14 protein-coding genes and 1 pseudogene are annotated in these 17,247 nt (G+C 66.4%); all 15 read right to left on the reverse strand.

The genetic code is table 11. The annotated features are described in order from the left end of the window. Positions 1–66 precede the first annotated feature (66 nt). Complete coding sequence (locus JZZ72_RS14245) at positions 67–933, reverse strand: transporter (RefSeq protein ID WP_043862995.1); 867 nt, start codon at positions 931–933, stop codon at positions 67–69. Positions 934–1,021: 88 nt separating this feature from the next. Continuing rightward, complete coding sequence (locus tag JZZ72_RS14250) at positions 1,022–3,115, reverse strand: PQQ-dependent dehydrogenase, methanol/ethanol family (protein WP_210014625.1); 2,094 nt, start codon at positions 3,113–3,115, stop codon at positions 1,022–1,024. A gap of 243 nt (positions 3,116–3,358) precedes the next feature. Continuing rightward, entirely contained in the window at positions 3,359–5,413 is a 2,055-nt protein-coding gene (gene paaZ / locus JZZ72_RS14255) for a phenylacetic acid degradation bifunctional protein PaaZ (protein ID WP_210014626.1), read from the reverse strand. A 32-nt stretch (positions 5,414–5,445) separates the two neighbouring features. Next, positions 5,446–6,687 carry an OprD family porin gene (locus JZZ72_RS14260; protein ID WP_043862998.1) on the reverse strand — a complete coding sequence of 414 codons (1,242 nt, stop codon included), beginning with the start codon at positions 6,685–6,687 and terminating at the stop codon, positions 5,446–5,448. Between the two features lie 31 nt (positions 6,688–6,718). Further along, positions 6,719–8,287, reverse strand: a pseudogene (locus JZZ72_RS14265) (cation acetate symporter); the annotation flags it as partial. Continuing rightward, on the reverse strand, positions 8,278–8,586 hold the full coding sequence (locus JZZ72_RS14270) for a DUF485 domain-containing protein (RefSeq protein WP_043863000.1): 309 nt from the start codon (positions 8,584–8,586) through the stop codon (positions 8,278–8,280). The gene JZZ72_RS14270 and the pseudogene JZZ72_RS14265, both read right to left, overlap by 10 nt. Before the next feature lie 118 nt (positions 8,587–8,704). Beyond that, entirely contained in the window at positions 8,705–9,781 is a 1,077-nt protein-coding gene (paaE, locus tag JZZ72_RS14275; protein WP_210014627.1) for a 1,2-phenylacetyl-CoA epoxidase subunit PaaE, read from the reverse strand. 31 nt (positions 9,782–9,812) lie between these two features. Continuing rightward, the gene (gene paaD / locus JZZ72_RS14280) at positions 9,813–10,346 is read right to left on the reverse strand and encodes a 1,2-phenylacetyl-CoA epoxidase subunit PaaD (RefSeq protein WP_054915435.1); all 534 of its coding nucleotides are present in this window, start codon (positions 10,344–10,346) and stop codon (positions 9,813–9,815) included. Further along, a complete protein-coding gene (gene paaC / locus JZZ72_RS14285) occupies positions 10,333–11,097 on the reverse strand; it encodes a 1,2-phenylacetyl-CoA epoxidase subunit PaaC (protein ID WP_088515418.1) in 765 nt (254 codons plus the stop codon). The genes paaD and paaC overlap by 14 nt, the downstream gene beginning before the upstream one ends. An 8-nt stretch (positions 11,098–11,105) precedes the next feature. Continuing rightward, the gene (gene paaB / locus JZZ72_RS14290) at positions 11,106–11,387 is read right to left on the reverse strand and encodes a 1,2-phenylacetyl-CoA epoxidase subunit PaaB (RefSeq protein ID WP_043863004.1); all 282 of its coding nucleotides are present in this window, start codon (positions 11,385–11,387) and stop codon (positions 11,106–11,108) included. Positions 11,388–11,412: 25 nt separating this feature from the next. Next, positions 11,413–12,402, reverse strand: a complete 990-nt coding sequence (paaA, locus tag JZZ72_RS14295) for a 1,2-phenylacetyl-CoA epoxidase subunit PaaA (protein ID WP_054915436.1) — start codon at positions 12,400–12,402, stop codon at positions 11,413–11,415. Positions 12,403–12,631: 229 nt separating this feature from the next. After that, the gene (gene paaK / locus JZZ72_RS14300; protein ID WP_054915437.1) at positions 12,632–13,948 is read right to left on the reverse strand and encodes a phenylacetate--CoA ligase PaaK; all 1,317 of its coding nucleotides are present in this window, start codon (positions 13,946–13,948) and stop codon (positions 12,632–12,634) included. Positions 13,949–14,030: 82 nt separating this feature from the next. Then, positions 14,031–15,236 (reverse strand): 3-oxoadipyl-CoA thiolase, encoded by a 1,206-nt coding sequence (pcaF, locus tag JZZ72_RS14305; protein ID WP_058541129.1) that lies wholly within the window; start codon positions 15,234–15,236, stop codon positions 14,031–14,033. Beyond that, positions 15,229–15,678: a hydroxyphenylacetyl-CoA thioesterase PaaI gene (gene paaI, locus JZZ72_RS14310; RefSeq protein WP_043863008.1), complete on the reverse strand. Its 450-nt coding sequence runs from the start codon at positions 15,676–15,678 to the stop codon at positions 15,229–15,231. The genes pcaF and paaI overlap by 8 nt, the downstream gene beginning before the upstream one ends. Then, positions 15,671–17,245 carry a 3-hydroxyacyl-CoA dehydrogenase PaaH gene (gene paaH, locus JZZ72_RS14315; RefSeq protein WP_043863009.1) on the reverse strand — a complete coding sequence of 525 codons (1,575 nt, stop codon included), beginning with the start codon at positions 17,243–17,245 and terminating at the stop codon, positions 15,671–15,673. The genes paaI and paaH overlap by 8 nt, the downstream gene beginning before the upstream one ends. Positions 17,246–17,247: the final 2 nt, after the last annotated feature.

Consider the following 17,247-nt stretch of genomic DNA (forward strand, 5'->3'; position numbering starts at 1 on the left):
GTCTAAGCCCGGCCATGGCGTGTGACCACACCGGGTGCCCCTCACCCGGTGTGCGTCAGGCTCGCCTCAGTAGATATACGCCAACCTGAACTGCAGCGAATGGTCGGTCATCGGCCCCGAGCGCACGTCCACATCCCGCCAGTACTGCCCCATTACCTGCCACTGCTTGCCCAGCATGGTGGTCGCCGACAGGCCGACCGTGCCGTTGTTGTGGCTGGTTTCCAGGGTCTGCCCGTCCAGCGTCTCGCGCGAGCCCCAGTTGTGCCGGTACGACAGCGCCACCGAGGTGGCCGGGGTGAAGTTGTAGCGCAGGTGGTTGTGCAGCTGGATCAGCGGGTCACGGTGCGCACCGGTGTCGCGCTGCTCCTGGTAGAACTCGGTCTCGGCGATCACGTCCCACGTCCAGCGTTCGTTGAAGCCGTGCACATAGCCCACCTGGAAGTCCGCCGCCCAGCGGTTGCCGCTCAGGGCAAAGCCCTGGTTCTTGTCGGCGCCGGTGGGCGCGGTGACGAACAGCGACCAGCCCAGGTGGCGGTTGCGCTCCATGTCGGCCAGGCTCCACACCGTGGCGCCGAAGGTGATGTCGCCCAGGCCGCTGTTCTTCTGGCCGGTGGCGCCGATTTCCTGATGGCCGTAGGGGATGATGATCTGCGGGTCCCAGATCAGGCCGGTGTTGAAGAACTCGGTGAAGTGCACCAGACGCAGCACGCCCACGGTCAGGTCCAGGTCGAGGTTGTCGGCGGCGCGCTTGCCGCCCATGTACGAGCGGTCGATGCGCGGGTTCTGCTGGTACAGCAAGGCCAGGTCGGTGCCCGGTGGCAGCGCGGCATAGTCGCCGGAGTCGGGGCGTACATCGGCCAGCGCGGGGCTGGCGCACAGGGCAAGGAACAGCGAGCACGGCAATGCGCCGCCTTTGTGCAAAAGCGCTTTCATGGGGATCACCTGTCTACCGGTTAATTGTTATTGGAACGGGTTGAGGCTGCCCCGCTCGCACGCCTGGCGAGCGGGGTCGAGGGGTGGCTTACTGCGCCGCAGTGGCGTCGGCGGCGGCGCGCAGGTCAAGGCTGCGCTTGATGATGTATTGCTGGATCAGTTGCATCTGCGGCATGTCCAGTACCCCGGCAAAGCTCGGCATGCCCTTGCTCATGAACGCACCGCTGACGATGCCGACGAAGGCCTGGTGCTTGTCCGGGCTCAGGTAGCGCAGGTCGGGGATCACCCCGCCGCTGGAGGCGTTGAGGCCGTGGCAGGCGCCGCACATGCCGTTGAACAGGGTGCGGCCCTGGGCGATTTCATCCGCCGAGGCTGTCAGCGCGGGCACCTGCGGTGGCAGCACCGGCGCCTTGCGCGGCGGCGGCAGTTCGCCCTTGGCGCCAAGCTTGAACACCAGCACGCGGGATTCGGGTTGCACCTTGCCCTTGTCGGTCAGGCCGCCTGCGATCAGCGGCATGATGCCGCCCCAGCCGGCCATGAACGCCACGTACTGCTCGCCCTTGACCTCATAGGTGACCGGCCCGCCGAGCACGCCGGAGTTGGCGCGGTGCTCCCACAGCTGCTTGCCCTTGTCGGCGCTGAAGGCCATGACGCGGCCGTCCGAGGTGCCCTGGAACACCAGGTTGCCGGCGGTGCTGAGGGTGCCGCCGTTGCCGGACTCGACATAGTCGTGGGTCCAGGCGGCCTGCTGTTTGACCGGGTCCCAGGCAATCAGGTGCCCGCGCCAGGCGCTGCGGATCTGGTTGAACACCTTCGGGTCTTCCGGCAGGTCGGGCACGTCCAGGCCGAAGTTGACCACCGACTTGGTCGGCAGGAACAGCGGCTTGTCGGCGGCCTTGAGTTCGGCCACGGTGTCCTGGGCCGGGATGTACACATAGCCGGTGTTGGGGTTGTACGACATCGGGTGCCAGCTGTGGCCGCCGAGGAAGCTTGGCTGTATCACCTTCGGCGCCTTGGCGTAGTCGGCCTGGTCGGTGAGGATGGGGCGCCCGGTCTTGGGGTCCAGGCCGCTGGCCCAGTTCACCTGCACGAAGTTGTTGCCCGAGATGAACTCGCCGTTGGTGCGGTCGATCACGTAGAAGAAACCGTTCTTGGGTGCCTGCATCAGCACCTTGCGGGTCTTGCCGTCGATCTGGATGTCGGCCAGCACGATCTGCTGGGTGGCGGTGAAGTCCCAGCGATCGCCGGGCGTCACCTGGAAGTGCCACACGTATTCGCCGGTTTCCGGGCGCAGCGCGACGATCGACGACAGGTACAGGTTGTCGCCCTCGCCCTGGCTGCGGAACTGGTAGTTCCACGGCGAGCCGTTGCCGGTGCCCACGTACAGCAGGTCCAGCTCGGGGTCGTAGGACATCGAGTCCCATACGGTGCCGCCACCGCCCCACTTGACCCAGCCATTGCCCTTCCAGGTTTTCATGGCCTTGGCCATGGCCTCGTTTTCCGGTGGCAGCGCCGGGTCGCCGGGCACGGTGAAGAAGCGCCAGGCCTGCTTGCCGGTATCGGCATCGTAGGCGGTGATATAGCCGCGCACGCCGAACTCGGCGCCGCCGTTGCCGATCAGCACCTTGCCTTTGACGATGCGCGGGGCGCCGGTGATGGTGTAGCTCTTGTTGGGGTCCAGAACGGTGTCGACGCTCCACACCTCCTTGCCGGTGGCCGCATCGAGGGCGATCAGGCGCCCATCGAAGCTGCCCACGTAGACCTTGCCCTGCCACACGGCCACACCGCGGTTGACCACGTCGCAGCAGCCCTGGCTGAGTTTTTCCATGGGGATCTTGGGGTCGTACTTCCACAGCGGCTTGCCGCTGGCGGCGTCGAAGGCATACACGATGCTGAAGGCACCGGTGGTGTACATCACGCCGTCGACCACGATGGGGGTGGCTTCGGTACCGCGATCGATGTCGAGCTTCTGCGTCCAGGCCAGGCCAAGCCCGGCGACGTTCTGGTCGTTGATGCGGGTCAGCGGGCTGAAGCGTTGTTCGTCGTAGGTACGCCCGTGGGCGAGCCAGTTGGCGGCGTCCTGGTTGGCGTTGAGCAGTCGGTTGGCGTCGATGTTGCCGGGCGTGCCGGCGTGGGCGAGCGTTGACACGTAGAGCACGGCAAGCGGCATCAAGCGTTTCATTTTTTATTGTTATCCCGTTCTGGGTGGATCAATGAGTGGCGTGGCAGGCCATGACGGGATTAGAGCAAAGTCGGAGGGGGTAAAGCGCTTGCGTGTGTGCCAGGTATTTTTGTGTGCGTGCCATATTGGTTTGCAGGCCCGGCCCCTTGGTCTGTAGGAGCCGGCCTTGCCGGCGAAGAGTCATGGCACGCTGGCCAGTCATGCCCCTTCGCCGGCAAGGCCGGCTCCTACAGGCGAACAAGGTCAGGCCGGGCGCTTGAGCACCAGCGTCAGGATGTCGTAGCTGGCCACCAGCTCACCCAGCTGGTTGGTCACTTCCACATCCCACGCCACCACCCCTTGCGGCTGGCCCAGCGGGCTGGATTTGCCCTGGTCGATCTTGCGCTTGCAGGTCAGGCGCGCCTGGATGGTGTCGCCAATGCCCACCGGGCTGATGAAACGCAGGGTGTCCAGGCCATAGTTGGCCAGCACCGGCCCCTCGCCCGGCGAGACGAACAGCCCCGCCGCCGCCGACAGCACGAAGTAGCCATGCGCAATGCGCTTGCCGAACTGCGATTGCCTGGCCGCAATGTCGTCGAAGTGCATGTAGAAATGATCCCCCGACAGGCAGCCGAAGTTCACCAGGTCCGCTTCGGTCACGGTACGCCGATGGGTCAGCAGCGACTCGCCGATGCGCAGCTCTTCGAAGTGACGACGGAACGGGTGCACCTCGCTCTCGAACACCTGGGCACCGCGCACATACTCGCCGGTCACCGCCATCAGCATGCTCGGCGAACCCTGCACTGCCGCACGCTGCAGGTAGTGCTTGACCGCCCGCAGCCCGCCCAGCTCTTCACCGCCACCGGCACGCCCAGGGCCGCCGTGCTTGAGCTGCGGCAAGGGCGAACCGTGCCCGGTGGACTCCGCCGCCGCCTCGCTGTCGAGGATCAGCAACCGACCGTGCCAGGCCGCAGCCACCGGAATGGCCTTGGCTGCCACCTCGCGGTCGGCGGTCACCAGGCTGGCCACCAGGCTGCCCTTGCCGCGCGCGGCCAGCGCCAGCGCTTCGTCCAGATCGTCGTAGGCCATCAGCGTGCTCACCGGGCCGAAGGCCTCGATGTCGTGGGCACCGCCGTCGGCGTGCGGGTCGCGTGCCTGCAGCAGGGTCGGCGCAAAGAACGCCCCTTCGCTCACGCCCTCGCCCCGAGGCTCGAAACCATCGCTGGCACCGAACAGCTGATCGCAGCTCTGCAGCAGGCTGCGCACCCGCTCGCCCACGTCGCGCTGCTGGTCATGGGAAGCCAGCGCGCCCATGCGCACGCCCTCCACCGACGGGTCGCCCACCACTACCTTGCTCAGGCGCTCGCGCAGGCGCGTGGCCACGGCGTCCAGGTGCTTGGCCGGCACGATGGCGCGGCGGATGGCGGTGCACTTCTGCCCCGCCTTGGTGGTCATCTCGCGCACCACTTCCTTGATGTACAGGTCGAACTCGGCATCGTCCGGCTTCACGTCCGGGCCCAGGATCGCGCAGTTGAGCGAGTCGGCCTCGGCGGTGAACGGCACCGAGTGGCGGATCAGGTTCGGGGTCACCCGCAGCTTGGCCGCGGTGTCGGCAGAACCGGTGAAGGTCACCACGTCCTGGCCTTGCAGGCGGTCGAGCAGGTCGCCGGTGCTGCCCACCACCAGTTGCAGGCTGCCGGCCGGCAGCAGGCCGGACTCATCCATCAGGCGCACCACCGCTTCGGTCAGGTAGCTGGTGGAGGTGGCCGGCTTGACGATGCACGGCATGCCGGCCAGAAAGGTCGGCGCGAACTTTTCGAGCATGCCCCAGATCGGGAAGTTGAACGCGTTGATGTGCACCGCAAGCCCCGCACGCGGCACCAGGATGTGGCTGCCGGCGAAGGTGCCCTGCTTGCCCAGCGGGATGGCCGGGCCTTCGTGCAGCAGGTTGCCCGAGGGCAGTTCGCGGCTGCCGATGCCGGCATAGGCGAACAGCGTGGCGTTGCCGCCCTCGATGTCGATCCAGCTGTCGGCGCGGGTTGCGCCGCTGTGGTGGGACAGTGCGTAGAGCTGTTCCTTGCGCTCGGCCAGGTAAAGCGCCAGGGCCTTGAGCCGCGCGGCACGCTGCTGGAAGTCCATCGCCATCAGGCTGCGCAGGCCCTCACGGCGCGCATGCTCGATGGCTTCGGCAAAGTCGGGCCGCTCTTCATGGCTGTACGCCAATATGTGCCCGTCCAGGGCGCTGCGCAGCGGCTGCGCGCCATGCTGGCCGAGCCAGCGGCCGGCGATGAAGCTTTGCAAGGTTGGGGCAACAGACATGAGGTGTCCTCCGGTTCTTTTAAGGGGCGCGCTTACCACAGCGCCAGGGTGTAGCCGATGATCAGGCGGTTCTCGTCCAGGCTGTTGGTCAAGCCGTTGCCTGAGCGGAAGGTGACGTTGCGCCAGCGCAGGCTGACGTTCTTCAACGGGCCGCTCTGCACCACGTAGGTGATGTCGGTGTCGCGTTCGCGCTCGCGGCCGTTGTCCACGGTCGCGGTCCTGGCATGACGCCCGTCGGTGTAGCGGGTCATGAAGCTCAGGCCCGGAATGCCCAGGGCGACGAAGTCGTAGTCGTAGCGCAGTTGCCAGGAGTCGAGCCCGGCGCGGGTGTAGGTGTTGTAGGTCACCAGGTTGACGGTGTACGGGTCGCCGCCGTTGAGGAACGGGAAGGCGCTGTCGCCCGACATCTGCTGGAAGGTGGCACTGACCTTGTGCGCGCCGCTGGCCAGGGTGAACATGCCGTTGAAGTTGCGGTTGTCGATGCGCCCTGCCCGCTCGGCACCGTCGCCACGGCTGTCGAAATAGCGCAGGTCGCTGCGCAGGCTCAGGCCCTCGCCCAGTGGCTGGGTGTGCACCAGGCCGACGAACTGCTGACGGTAGATCTGGTCGAGCTTGGCGTAGTAGTAGGTCAGGTTCAGTTGCGGGGTGAAGGCATAGGTGCCGCCACCAAAATCGAAGCGGTCGCTGCTGGCCGCGCCGTAGCCGATGTCGTCGCGGCTGGAGGAATCGCGCAGGTTGGCCTTGGTCAGCCGCCCGGCGTTGAACGTCAGGCCGTCGATCTCCTGGCTGGTCAGCAGGCCGCCCTGAAAGCTGGCGGCCAGCAGGCGGGTGTCGTTGTACACCACCACCGGCAGGATCGGCTGCAAGGTACCCAGGCGCAGCACGCTCTTTGAGGCGCGCAGCTTGGCGGTCAGGCCCAGCTCGCTGTAGTCGTCGGCCGGTTCCAGGCTGTCGGGCCCGAACGGCAGCAGCCCGGTGCCGCGCCGATCACGGCTGGAGTCGAGCTTGATGCCCAGTTGCCCCATGGCGTCGACGCCTACCCCGATCGGGCCATCGGTGAAGCCGGACTCGAACTTCACGGTAAAACCCTGGGCCCACTCCTCGGCCTTGGATTGCGGCGCGTTGCTCTGGCGAAAATCGCGGTTGATGTAGTGGTTGCGCAACTCGACCTTGGCATGGCTGTCGTCGATGAAGTCGGCCAGGGCCGGCGCGGCGACCAGGGGCAAGGCGAAGCCGGCCAGCAGCGAAGCCGGCATGAAGCGAATGTGGTTCATTATTTTTATACCCGACAATCGTTTTGGTTTATTAGTGTTTGCTTGCGCCTGCGGCACCGATGCCGGTCATCGAGCGGATGAACTGCGCCAGGTAGCGGCCGCGTTCCTGCGCTGCCCGCTCCGAGGTGTCGGTGACCGAGAACACCCAGGCGCCCAGGAACGCCAGGCTCATGGAGAACAGCGCCGGGTTGCTGTAGGGGAACAGCGCCGTTTCGTTGTGCAGCACGTTGACCCACACCGCCGGGCTGAGCACCAGCAGCACGATGGCCGAGACCAGCCCGCTCATGCTGCCGATCACCGCGCCACGGGTGGTCAGGCCCTTCCAGTACATCGAGAGGAACAGCACCGGGAAATTCACCGAGGCGGCAATCGCCAGCACCAGCCCGGACAGGAACGCGATGTTCTGCGACTCGAACATCAGGCCCAGGATGATCGCCAGCACGCCGATGGCCAGGGTGGCGATTCGCGACACGCGCATCTCTTGCTTCTCGGTGGCCTGGCCCTTGCGGATCACGCAGGCGTACAGGTCGTGGGACACCGCCGAGGCGCCGGACAACGCCAGCCCGGCCACCACCGCCAGGATGGTGGCGAAGGCCACGGCCGAGATGAAGCCCAGGAACAGGTTGCCGCCCACGGCCTGGGCCAGGTGCACGGCGATCATGTTGCCGCCGCCGATGATCGCGCCGTTGACGTCGCGGTAGCTTGCGTCGGTGCCGACCATCACGATGGCGCCGAAGCCCACCATGATCAGCAGCAGGTAGAAGTAGCCGATGAAACCGGTGGCGTAGAACACGCTCTTGCGCGCTTGCTTGGCGTCACTCACGGTGAAGAAGCGCATCAGGATATGCGGCAGCCCGGCGGTGCCGAACATCATGCCCAGGCCCAGGGAAATCGCGTCGATGGGGTTGGACAGCAGCCCGCCCGGAGCCATGATCGCGGTGCCCTTGGCGTGCACCTCGGTGGCGGCGCTGAACATCGCTTCGGTGCTGAAACCAAAGTGCTTGAGCACCATGAACGCCATGAAGCTGGTGCCCGAGAGCAGCAGCACGGCCTTGATGATCTGTACCCAGGTGGTGGCGAGCATGCCGCCGAAGGTCACGTAGAACACCATCAGCACGCCCACCAGCATCACCGCATACAGGTAGCTGATGCCGAACAGCAGCTCGATCAGCTTGCCGGCGCCGACCATCTGCGCCACCAGGTACATCAGTGCCACGGTCAGGGTGCCCAGGGCCGAGGTCAGGCGCACCGGGGTCTGGTCCAGGCGGTACGACACCACGTCGGCGAAGGTGTACTTGCCCAGGTTGCGCAGGCGCTCGGCAATCAGGAACAGGATGATCGGCCAGCCGGCCAGCACGCCCAGGGCGTACAGCAGGCCGTCATAGCCGTTGAGGAACATCATCGCGGAGATGCCCAGGAACGAGGCGGCGCTGATCATGTCGCCGGCGATGGCCAGGCCGTTCTGAAAGCCGGTGAGGCCGCCGCCTGCGGTGTAGAAGTCACTGGCCGAACGGGTGCGCTGTGCGGCCCAGCGGGTGATACCCAGGGTGAACACGACGAACAGCAGGAACATGCTGATGGCTGTCCAGTTCATTTCGCGCACTCCTGGCGGACCTTGTCGTTGAGCGGGTCGAGCACGTTGTTGGCGCGGTACACGTAGATCCCGGTGAGGCCGAAGGACACCAGCACCACCAGCACGCCGACCAGCATGCCGACGGTGGTCACGCCGCCGCTGAGCGATTGCCCCAGGGTGCTGGGGGAGAACGCCACCAGCAGCACGAAGCCGTAGTAGATGACCAGCATGGCCAGGGTCAGCGACCAGTTCAGGCGCTGCTTGCGCCGTACCAGTTGCTTGAAGTCGGGGTGCTTGCAGATGCTGTCGATGTCTTCGGGGGTCATTGGGGCGCTCTCTTGGTGTTGTTGTTTTAGTTTTCAGGGCACACAGGTGTTGCGGTGTTCAGGCGGGCCTCATCGCCGTGTAGGAGCCGGCCTTGCCGGCGATGGGACCGACGCGTTATCAGACCTGATCGAAGTCCAGCACCACCCTGTCGCTGACCGGGTACGTCTGGCACGACAGCACATACCCCGCCGCCACTTCGTAGTCCTCCAGGGCGTGGTTGCTGTCCATCTCCACCTCCCCTTCGATGACCTTGCACTTGCAGGTCGAGCACACCCCGGCCTTGCACGAGTACGGCAGCTCGGCGCCGATGGCATTGCCGGCATCCAGCACGCTGACGGTGTTGCGCGGCAGGTCGAAGGCCAGCGCCCGACCGTCGCTGATCACGGTGATCTGGCTGACGGCGGCGTCCAGCTGGCGTGCCGCCTCGCGGGCTTCACGCTTGCGTTCGTCGCCCGCCGCTGCAAACAGCTCGAAATGGATCTTCTCCCCCGCCATGCCATTGGCCTTGAGGCTGTCGCGCACGGTCTCGGTCATCGCCTGCGGGCCGCAGATGAAGGCGGCGTCCAGCGCCCTGGGGTCAAGCCAGCGCGAGAACAGCTGACCGCACTTGTCGGCGTCGATGCGCCCGTTGTACAGGTCCACGTCCTGCTGCTCGCGGCTGAACACGAAGATCAGGTTCAGGCGTTGCAGGTAGCGGTTCTTCAGGTCTTCGAGCTTGTCGCGAAACAGCGCGCCGGAGCTTGAGCGGTTGCCGTAGAGCAAGGTGAAGCGGCTGTCGGGTTCGCGCTCCAGGGTGGTCTTGATGATCGACAGGATCGGCGTGATGCCGCTGCCCGCCGCCACCGCCAGGTAGTTGCCGCGACGGGTCGGGTCCAGTGGCACATGGAAGTTGCCCGAAGGCGGCATCACTTCGAGGCGGTGGCCGACCTTGAGCACCTCGTTGGCAAACGCCGAGAAGCGCCCGCCGGCCACGCGCTTGATCGCCACGCGCAGCTCGCCGTCTTCCACGCCGCTGCAGATCGAGTAAGAACGGCGCACTTCCTCGTCGTCCAGTTGCGTGCGCATCACCAGGTACTGGCCCTGGGTGAAACGGAAATCGTCCTGCAGGTGCGCCGGCACCTCGAAGGCAATCGACACCGCATCGCGGGTCTCGGCGCGCACATCCTTGATGGTCAGGCTGTGAAATTGACTCATGCTGTTCTCCCGCTGCACGGCGCCAGCGCGCTCAGATGCATTTGAAATAGTCGAAAGGTTCCAGGCACTCGCGGCACCGGTACAGGGCCTTGCAGGCCGTGGAGCCGAACTGGCTGAGCAGCTCGGTGTGGCTGCTGGCGCACACCGGGCACAGCACCTGCGGGCTTTCGCCCAGCAGGCTGCGCTTGCTGGCACTGCCCACGGGCGGCGCGATGCCATAGGCACGCAGGCGCTCGCGCCCCTGCTCGGTGATCCAGTCGGTGCTCCAGGCCGGCGTCAGGCGCCGCTCCAGGCACGGCGCGGCGAACCCGGCCTGCTCCAGCGCCTGGCGGATATCGCCCTCGATCACCTCGGTGGCCGGGCAGCCCGAATAGGTCGGCGTGACCACAAGGTGCAGGTGGCCGGCCTGCCAGTGCAGGTCGCGCACTATCCCGAGGTCGACCACGCTGACCACCGGCACTTCAGGGTCCATCACCTGCTCCAGCACCGTCCAGGCGTGGCTCAGGTCATCGGCCCGCAGTGCCCGCGCACCGTGGTCGCTGGCGATCAGCTCACCAGGTTGCATCGGGGTAGGCCCGTGGCAAAAACTGCATTTCGGCCAGCAGGATGCCCAGGTGCTCGGTGTGCATGCCGGTACGCCCGCTGAGGTAGAAGTGGCTGGCCGCAGGCGGCAACGGCAGTTCGACCGAGGCGAAGGTGGCCTCGACCTGGTGCAGCCATGCCGCGCCGACCTGCGCCGGGTCGGCGCCGATGCCCGCTGCGGCCAGGCGGGTTTCAGCCTCGCTGCCGCTGGCCAGCTCCACGGTGAAGCGCCACACCTGCGTGATGGCCGCGAGCATGCGCCGGCGACTTTCGTCGGTGCCGCCACCCAGGCGCTGCACCCATTCACTGGAGCGACGCAGGTGGTAGGTGACCTCCTTGAGCGCCTTGGCGGCGATGCCGGCGATGCGCAGGTCGGTGGAGTCGCACAGGCCCTTGAGCACCTGCAGGTGCCAGGCGTCGAACAGGAACTGCTTGGCCATGGTCACAGCGAAATCGCCGTTGGGCTGCTCCACCAGCAGCAGGTTGCGGTAGGCGCGCTCGTCGCGGCGAAACGCCAGGTCGTCGGCATCGCGGCCGTCGGCCAGCAGCTCGGCGGCGTAGTCCAGCCAGTTGCGCGCCTGGCCCACCAGGTCCAGGCCGACGTTCATCAGCGCCAGTTCTTCTTCGATGGCCGGCGCCTTGCCGCACCACTCGCACAGGCGCTGGCCCTGGATCAGGGCGCTGTCGCCCAGCAGCAGCAGGTAATGGATCAGATCGTCTTGGGTGCTGTTCATGGTCGACCTCACATGTGTCCGACTTCGTCGGGCAGCTCGTAGAAGCTGGCGTGCCGGTAGACCTTGTCGTCGGCCGGGTCGAACAGCGGGTCCTTCTCGTCCGGCGAGGAGGCCACGATCAGCGCCGAGGGCACCACCCACAGGCTTACGCCTTCGCTGCGGCGGGTGTACAGCTCGCGGGCGTTCTCGATGGCCATGGCGTCGTCGGCGGCATGCACACTGCCCACATGCTTGTGGTTCAGGCCGTGCTTGCTGCGCACGAACACTTCGTAGAGGGTCCAGACAGACATCGTGTATCTCCCATCAGTCGCCGGTTCAGGCGGCGTTCTTGTTCTGTTGTTTGCGGGCGTAGGCGACGGCGGCTTCACGCACCCAGGCGCCGCTTTCGATGGCATTGCGTCGGGTGGCCAGGCGTTCCTGGTTGCACGGGCCGTTGCCCTTGAGCACGTCGAAGAATTCCTGCCACTGGATGGCGCCGAAATCGTAGTGGCCGCGCTCGGCGTTCCACTTCAGGTCGGGGTCGGGGGCGGTGCAGCCCAGTAGTTCGAGCTGCGGGATGGTCTGGTCGACGAAGCGCTGGCGCAGTTCGTCGTTGCTCTGGCGCTTGATCTTCCAGGCCATCGACTGCGCGCTGTTGGGCGAGTTGTCGTCGCTGGGGCCGAACATCATCAGCGCCGGCCACCACAGGCGGTTGATCGCGTCCTGCACCATGTCCTTCTGGGCCTGGGTGCCGTGGCGCATCATGGTCAGCAGAATCTCGTAGCCCTGGCGCTGGTGAAAGCTCTCTTCCTTGCAGATGCGCACCATGGCCCGTGCGTAGGGGCCGTAGGAGGTGCGCTGCAGCACCACCTGGTTGACGATGGCGGCGCCATCCACCAGCCAGCCCACCGCGCCCATGTCGGCCCAGTTGAGGGTCGGGTAGTTGAAGATGCTGGAGTACTTGGCCTTGCCGCTGTGCAGCTTGGCGATCTCTTCGTCGCGATCGGCGCCCAGGGTTTCCATGGCGCTGTACAGGTACAGGCCGTGGCCGGCTTCGTCCTGGATCTTGGCCATCAGCTGCAGCTTGCGCTTGAGGGTCGGGGCACGGGTGACCCAGTTGCCCTCGGGCAGCATGCCGACGATCTCGGAGTGGGCGTGCTGGGAAATCTGGCGGATGAGGGTCTGACGGTAGGCGTCGGGCATCCAGTTCTTGGCTTCGATCTTGATTTCGGCGTCGATCTTTTCCTGGAAGGCACGTTCCTGGGGCGACATCTCGTCCAGGGACTTGATGCGTTTGACGCCGGTTTCGACAAGCTGTGCGTACATGTTCGGGCTCCCGCCTCAAGGCTGGTTGGGCATGGGAGTATTTATAAGCGATACACAATTCAATATCAAACAGCTTTTTAGTGTATCTAATGTTTTTTTGTATCGCTTTGCACTGAAAGCGGACCGCTACGCGCTCCATCGCGGGTCAAGCCCGCTCCCACAGGAACACGCTTTACCCAAGAACAAAAAAAAGCCCCGACCAGATCGGGGCTTCGGCAGCCATCAGCTATCAGCTGGCCAGACGCTTGTCATACACATGACAGGCCTTGCCTTCCGAACGTTTCAGCGTGCCCAACGGCTGCAGCACGATGCGCGTGCTGATGCCGATGTAGGTCTTGATCTGCTTGCCCAGCTCGGCAGTCAGCAGCCTGCGCTGCGCCTCGTCGTAGTGCTGGCATTCGGCACGCAGTTCCACGTGCACATCCACCGTGTCGAGATTTCCATCACGATACAGATAAATCTCATAGCACTCTGAAAACTGTTTTATTTTCAGAACCTGTTCCTCGACCTGGGTCGGGAACACGTTGACCCCACGCACGATGAGCATGTCGTCGCTGCGCCCGGTGATCTTGTCGATGCGCCGCATTGGCCGCGCGGTGCCGGGCAACAGTCGCGTCAGGTCGCGGGTGCGGTAGCGGATCATCGGCAGCGCCTCCTTGCTCAGCGAGGTGAACACCAGTTCGCCCATCTGTCCGTCGGGCAGCACCGCACCGGTCACCGGGTCGATGATTTCGGGGTAGAAGTGGTCTTCCCAGAGGGTCGGCCCGTCCTTGGTCTCGGCGCACTCCATGGCCACGCCCGGGCCCATGATTTCCGACAGCCCGTAGATATCCAGCGCGGTGATGCCCATGCGCTGCTCGATGGAGCGGCGCAGCTCGTCGGTCCACGGCTCGGCACCGAAGATCCCCAGGCGCAGCGCCAGCTTGTGCGGGTCCAGCCCCTGACGCTCGATCTCGTCGGCCAGGTTGAGCATGTACGAGGGCGTGACCATGATGATGTCCGGCTGAAAGTCGTTGATCAGCTGCACCTGCTTCTCGGTCTGCCCGCCCGACATCGGGATCACCGTGCAGCCCAGGCGTTCGGCGCCGTAATGCGCGCCCAGCCCGCCGGTGAACAGCCCGTAGCCGTACGACACATGCACCTTGTCGCCCTTGCGCCCGCCCGCGGCGCGGATCGAGCGCGCCACCACGTTGGCCCAGGTGTCGATATCGTTCTGCGTGTAGCCCACCACCGTCGGCTTGCCGGTGGTGCCGCTGGAGGCGTGCACCCGCACCACGTCATGCATGGGCACGGCGAACATGCCGTAGGGGTAGTTGTCGCGCAGGTCGGTCTTGGTGGTGAACGGGAATCGGGCCAGGTCGTCCAGCGAACGCACCTCGTCGGGGTGCACCCCCAACTGGTCGAAGCGCTGGCGGTACAGCGGCACGTTCTGGTAGGCGTGGGACAGGCTCCAGCGCAGGCGGTCAAGCTGGTGCTGGCGCAGTTCATCGATGCTGGCGGTCTCCAGCGGGTCGAGTACAGCAGTGTTCAAGGCGGCCATGTTCATGTGTTCACTCTGATTCTTTTTATGGTTCAGCCCCTGACGGGCCCGAGTGTGGGAGCTGCACGGCTCCCGCTGTATTGCCGGCTCAGGTTCGCTCGATGATCATCGCGATACCCTGCCCCACGCCGATGCACATCGTACACAGCGCGTACCGCCCGCCGCGCTGCTCCAGTTCCACCAGTGCGGTGGTCACCAGGCGAGCGCCGCTCATGCCCAGCGGATGCCCCAGGGCGATGGCGCCGCCATTGGGGTTGACCCGCGGGTCGTCGTCAGCCAGCCCGAGCTCGCGCAGCACCGCCAGGCCCTGCGCGGCGAAGGCTTCGTTCAGCTCGATGACATCCATGTCGGCCAGGTTCAGGTTGGCCAGTTCCAGCACCTTGCGCGTGGCCGGCACCGGGCCGATGCCCATGATGCGCGGCTCGACGCCGGCCGTGGCCATCGCCACCACCCGCCCACGGGCCTTGAGCCCGAAGCGGGCAGCCTGCGCCGGGCTTGCCAGCAGCAGCGCACAGGCACCGTCGTTGACCCCCGAGGCATTGCCCGCCGTGACACTGCCGCCCTCGCGAAACGGCGTACCCAGGCGTTGCAGCATCTGCAGCGTGGTGTCGCCACGCGGGTGTTCGTCGTGCTCGACGCGCCTGGGCTCGCCCTTGCGCTGGGCAATCGACACCGGCACGATCTCCTGCGCCAGGCGCCCGCTGGCCTGGGCAGCCGCCGCACGTTGCTGGCTGCGCAGGGCGAAGGCGTCCTGGTCGGCACGGGAGATGCCGAACTGTGCGGCGACGTTTTCGGCAGTCTCCGGCATCGAGTCGATACCATACGCCTTTTCCATCGCGGCGTTGACGAAGCGCCAGCCAATGGTGGTGTCGTACAATTGCGCCTGGCGCGAGAAGGCCTGTTCGGCCTTGCCCATCACCAGCGGGGCGCGTGACATCGACTCTACCCCGCCCACCAGCAGCAGGCCGGCTTCGCCACTGCGGATCGAGCGTGCGCCCAGGCCGATGGCGTCCATGCCCGAGCCGCACAGGCGGTTGACCGTGGTGCCCGGCACGTCTATCGGCAGGCCGGCCAGCAGCGCCGACATGCGCGCCACGTTGCGATTGTCTTCGCCGGCCTGGTTGGCGCAGCCGAACAGCACGTCGTCCACCTGCGACCAGTCCACCTGCGGGTGGCGCGCCATCAGCGCACGCAGCGGCACCGCGCCCAGGTCGTCGGCACGTACCGTGCTCAGCGCGCCGGCATAGCGCCCGATGGGGGTGCGCACGGCGTCGATGATAAGGGCGTCATTCATCTGCGGTCTCCTGGGCAAGCACTGTGCCTTGCACCTTGTAAGATTTGCCATGGAACAGCGCGATCAGCTGCCCGTTCTGGTTTTCCACACGCACGTCGTAGTTGCCGGTGCGTCCGCCACGGCTCTGCTCCACGCAACTTGCATTGAGCGTGTCGCCCATCAGTGCCGGGGCGATGTAGTCGATGCTGCAGCCCAGGCCGATGGTGACCTGGTTGTAGGTGTTGCAGGCCACGGCAAACGCCGAGTCGGCCAGGGTGAAGATGTAGCCGCCATGGCAGGTGCCATGGCCCTGGATCATGTCGGCGCGCACCGGCATGCTCAGGCGCGCCCTGCCCGGCGCGACGCTCAGCAGTTGCATGCCCAGCGCGAGGCTGGCGCGGTCACGGGCGAGCATGGCCTGGGCACATTGGCTGGCAAGCTCGGTGGCGTTCAGGTCAGTCATGCAATGCCCTCCCCTCGGCGACCGTGCGCCGCAGCAGCAGTGATGGCCGGTAGCGGCTTTCGCCGTAGGCGGCCTGCAGATTGTCGAGTACCGCCAGCACCTGCGTCGGGCCGATGGCGTCGGCCCAGGCCAACGGGCCTTGGGGGTAGTTCACGCCCTTGCGCATGGCCAGGTCGACATCCGCCGCCGTGGCCACGCCCTGCAGCACCGCGTCGGCGGCTTCGTTGGCAAGCATGGCCACGGTGCGCATCACCAGCAGCCCCGGCACGTCGGCCAGCGGGCTGACCACCAGGCCCGCGGCCTGCAGCAAGGCCACAGCCTGGTCGCGGGCAGCGGGGGTGGTGTCGGCGGACCAGCTGATGCCGATGCGCCCAGCGGTGGCGTAGTCCAGCGCCAGGTCGAACAGCACGAGGTTGTGCAAGCCTTCGTCGCGGGCACGCTGGCTGGCCAGGCGACCGTCGGTCAGGGCCAGCACGGCGTCGCCCACGCGTATGACTGCGTGCCCGCATCGCGGGTCAAGTCCGCTCCCACAACGACCGGTGGGCGCGGGCTCGACCCGCGATGGGGCCCGCGACACCTTGATGCCGTGCGCCTCGATACGCGCCAGCAAGCCCTGCGCAATGCCCAGGTCGCCTTCGACTTCACAGGCCTCGATGCGCAAACCACTGCGCAGCTCGCTGACCACCGGGCGCGCGGCCGAGGGCCCATAGTCATAGAACCCCTGCCCGCTCTTGCGCCCCAGCCGGCCGGCATCCACCAGCGCCGCCTGGATCAGCGACGGCTGGAAGCGCATGTCGCCGTAATAGGCATCGAACACCGAACAGGTGACCGCGTAGTTGACGTCATGCCCGATCAGGTCGGTCAGCTCGAACGCGCCCATGCGAAAGCCGCCGGCCTCGCGCATCAGCGCATCCAGCGTGGCGCACTCGGCCGCACCCTCCTGCAACAGGCGCAGGCTTTCGGCATAGAACGGGCGCGCCACGCGATTGACGATGAAGCCCGGGCTGGAGCTGGCATGCACCGGCGCCTTGCCCCAGGCCCTGGCCGTTGCATACAGGCTGGCCGCTACCTGCGGCGCCGTGGCCAGCCCCGAGACGATCTCGACCAGCGCCATGACCGGCGCAGGGTTGAAGAAGTGCACGCCCACGAACCGCTCGGGCCGCGCCAGGCCGGCCGCGATGCGGGTGATCGACAGCGACGAGGTGTTGCTGGCCAGCACGCAGTCGGCCGTGCAGATTGCTTCCAGGCGAGCAAACAGCTCGCGCTTGGCGTCGAGGTTCTCGACGATGGCCTCGATCACCAGCCCCGCATCCGCCAGCTCGTCGAGCGCCTGCACCGCGTGCAGGCGCGCCAGGGTGGCCTCGCGCTGCGCGGGGTCGAGCTTGCCCTTCTCCACCCGCTTGCCCAGTTGCACACCCAGCCCCTCGATGGCCGCGCTCGCTGCCCCCGGGCGGCTGTCGTGCAGCAGCACCGGATGCCCGGCCTGCGCCGCCACCTGGGCAATGCCGGCGCCCATGGCCCCGGCACCGATCACCGCCACCACAACGCTTGTGTCCAGTGCGCTCATGC

The organism is Pseudomonas palmensis (assembly GCF_017848315.1).
GTDB lineage: Bacteria > Pseudomonadota > Gammaproteobacteria > Pseudomonadales > Pseudomonadaceae > Aquipseudomonas > Aquipseudomonas palmensis.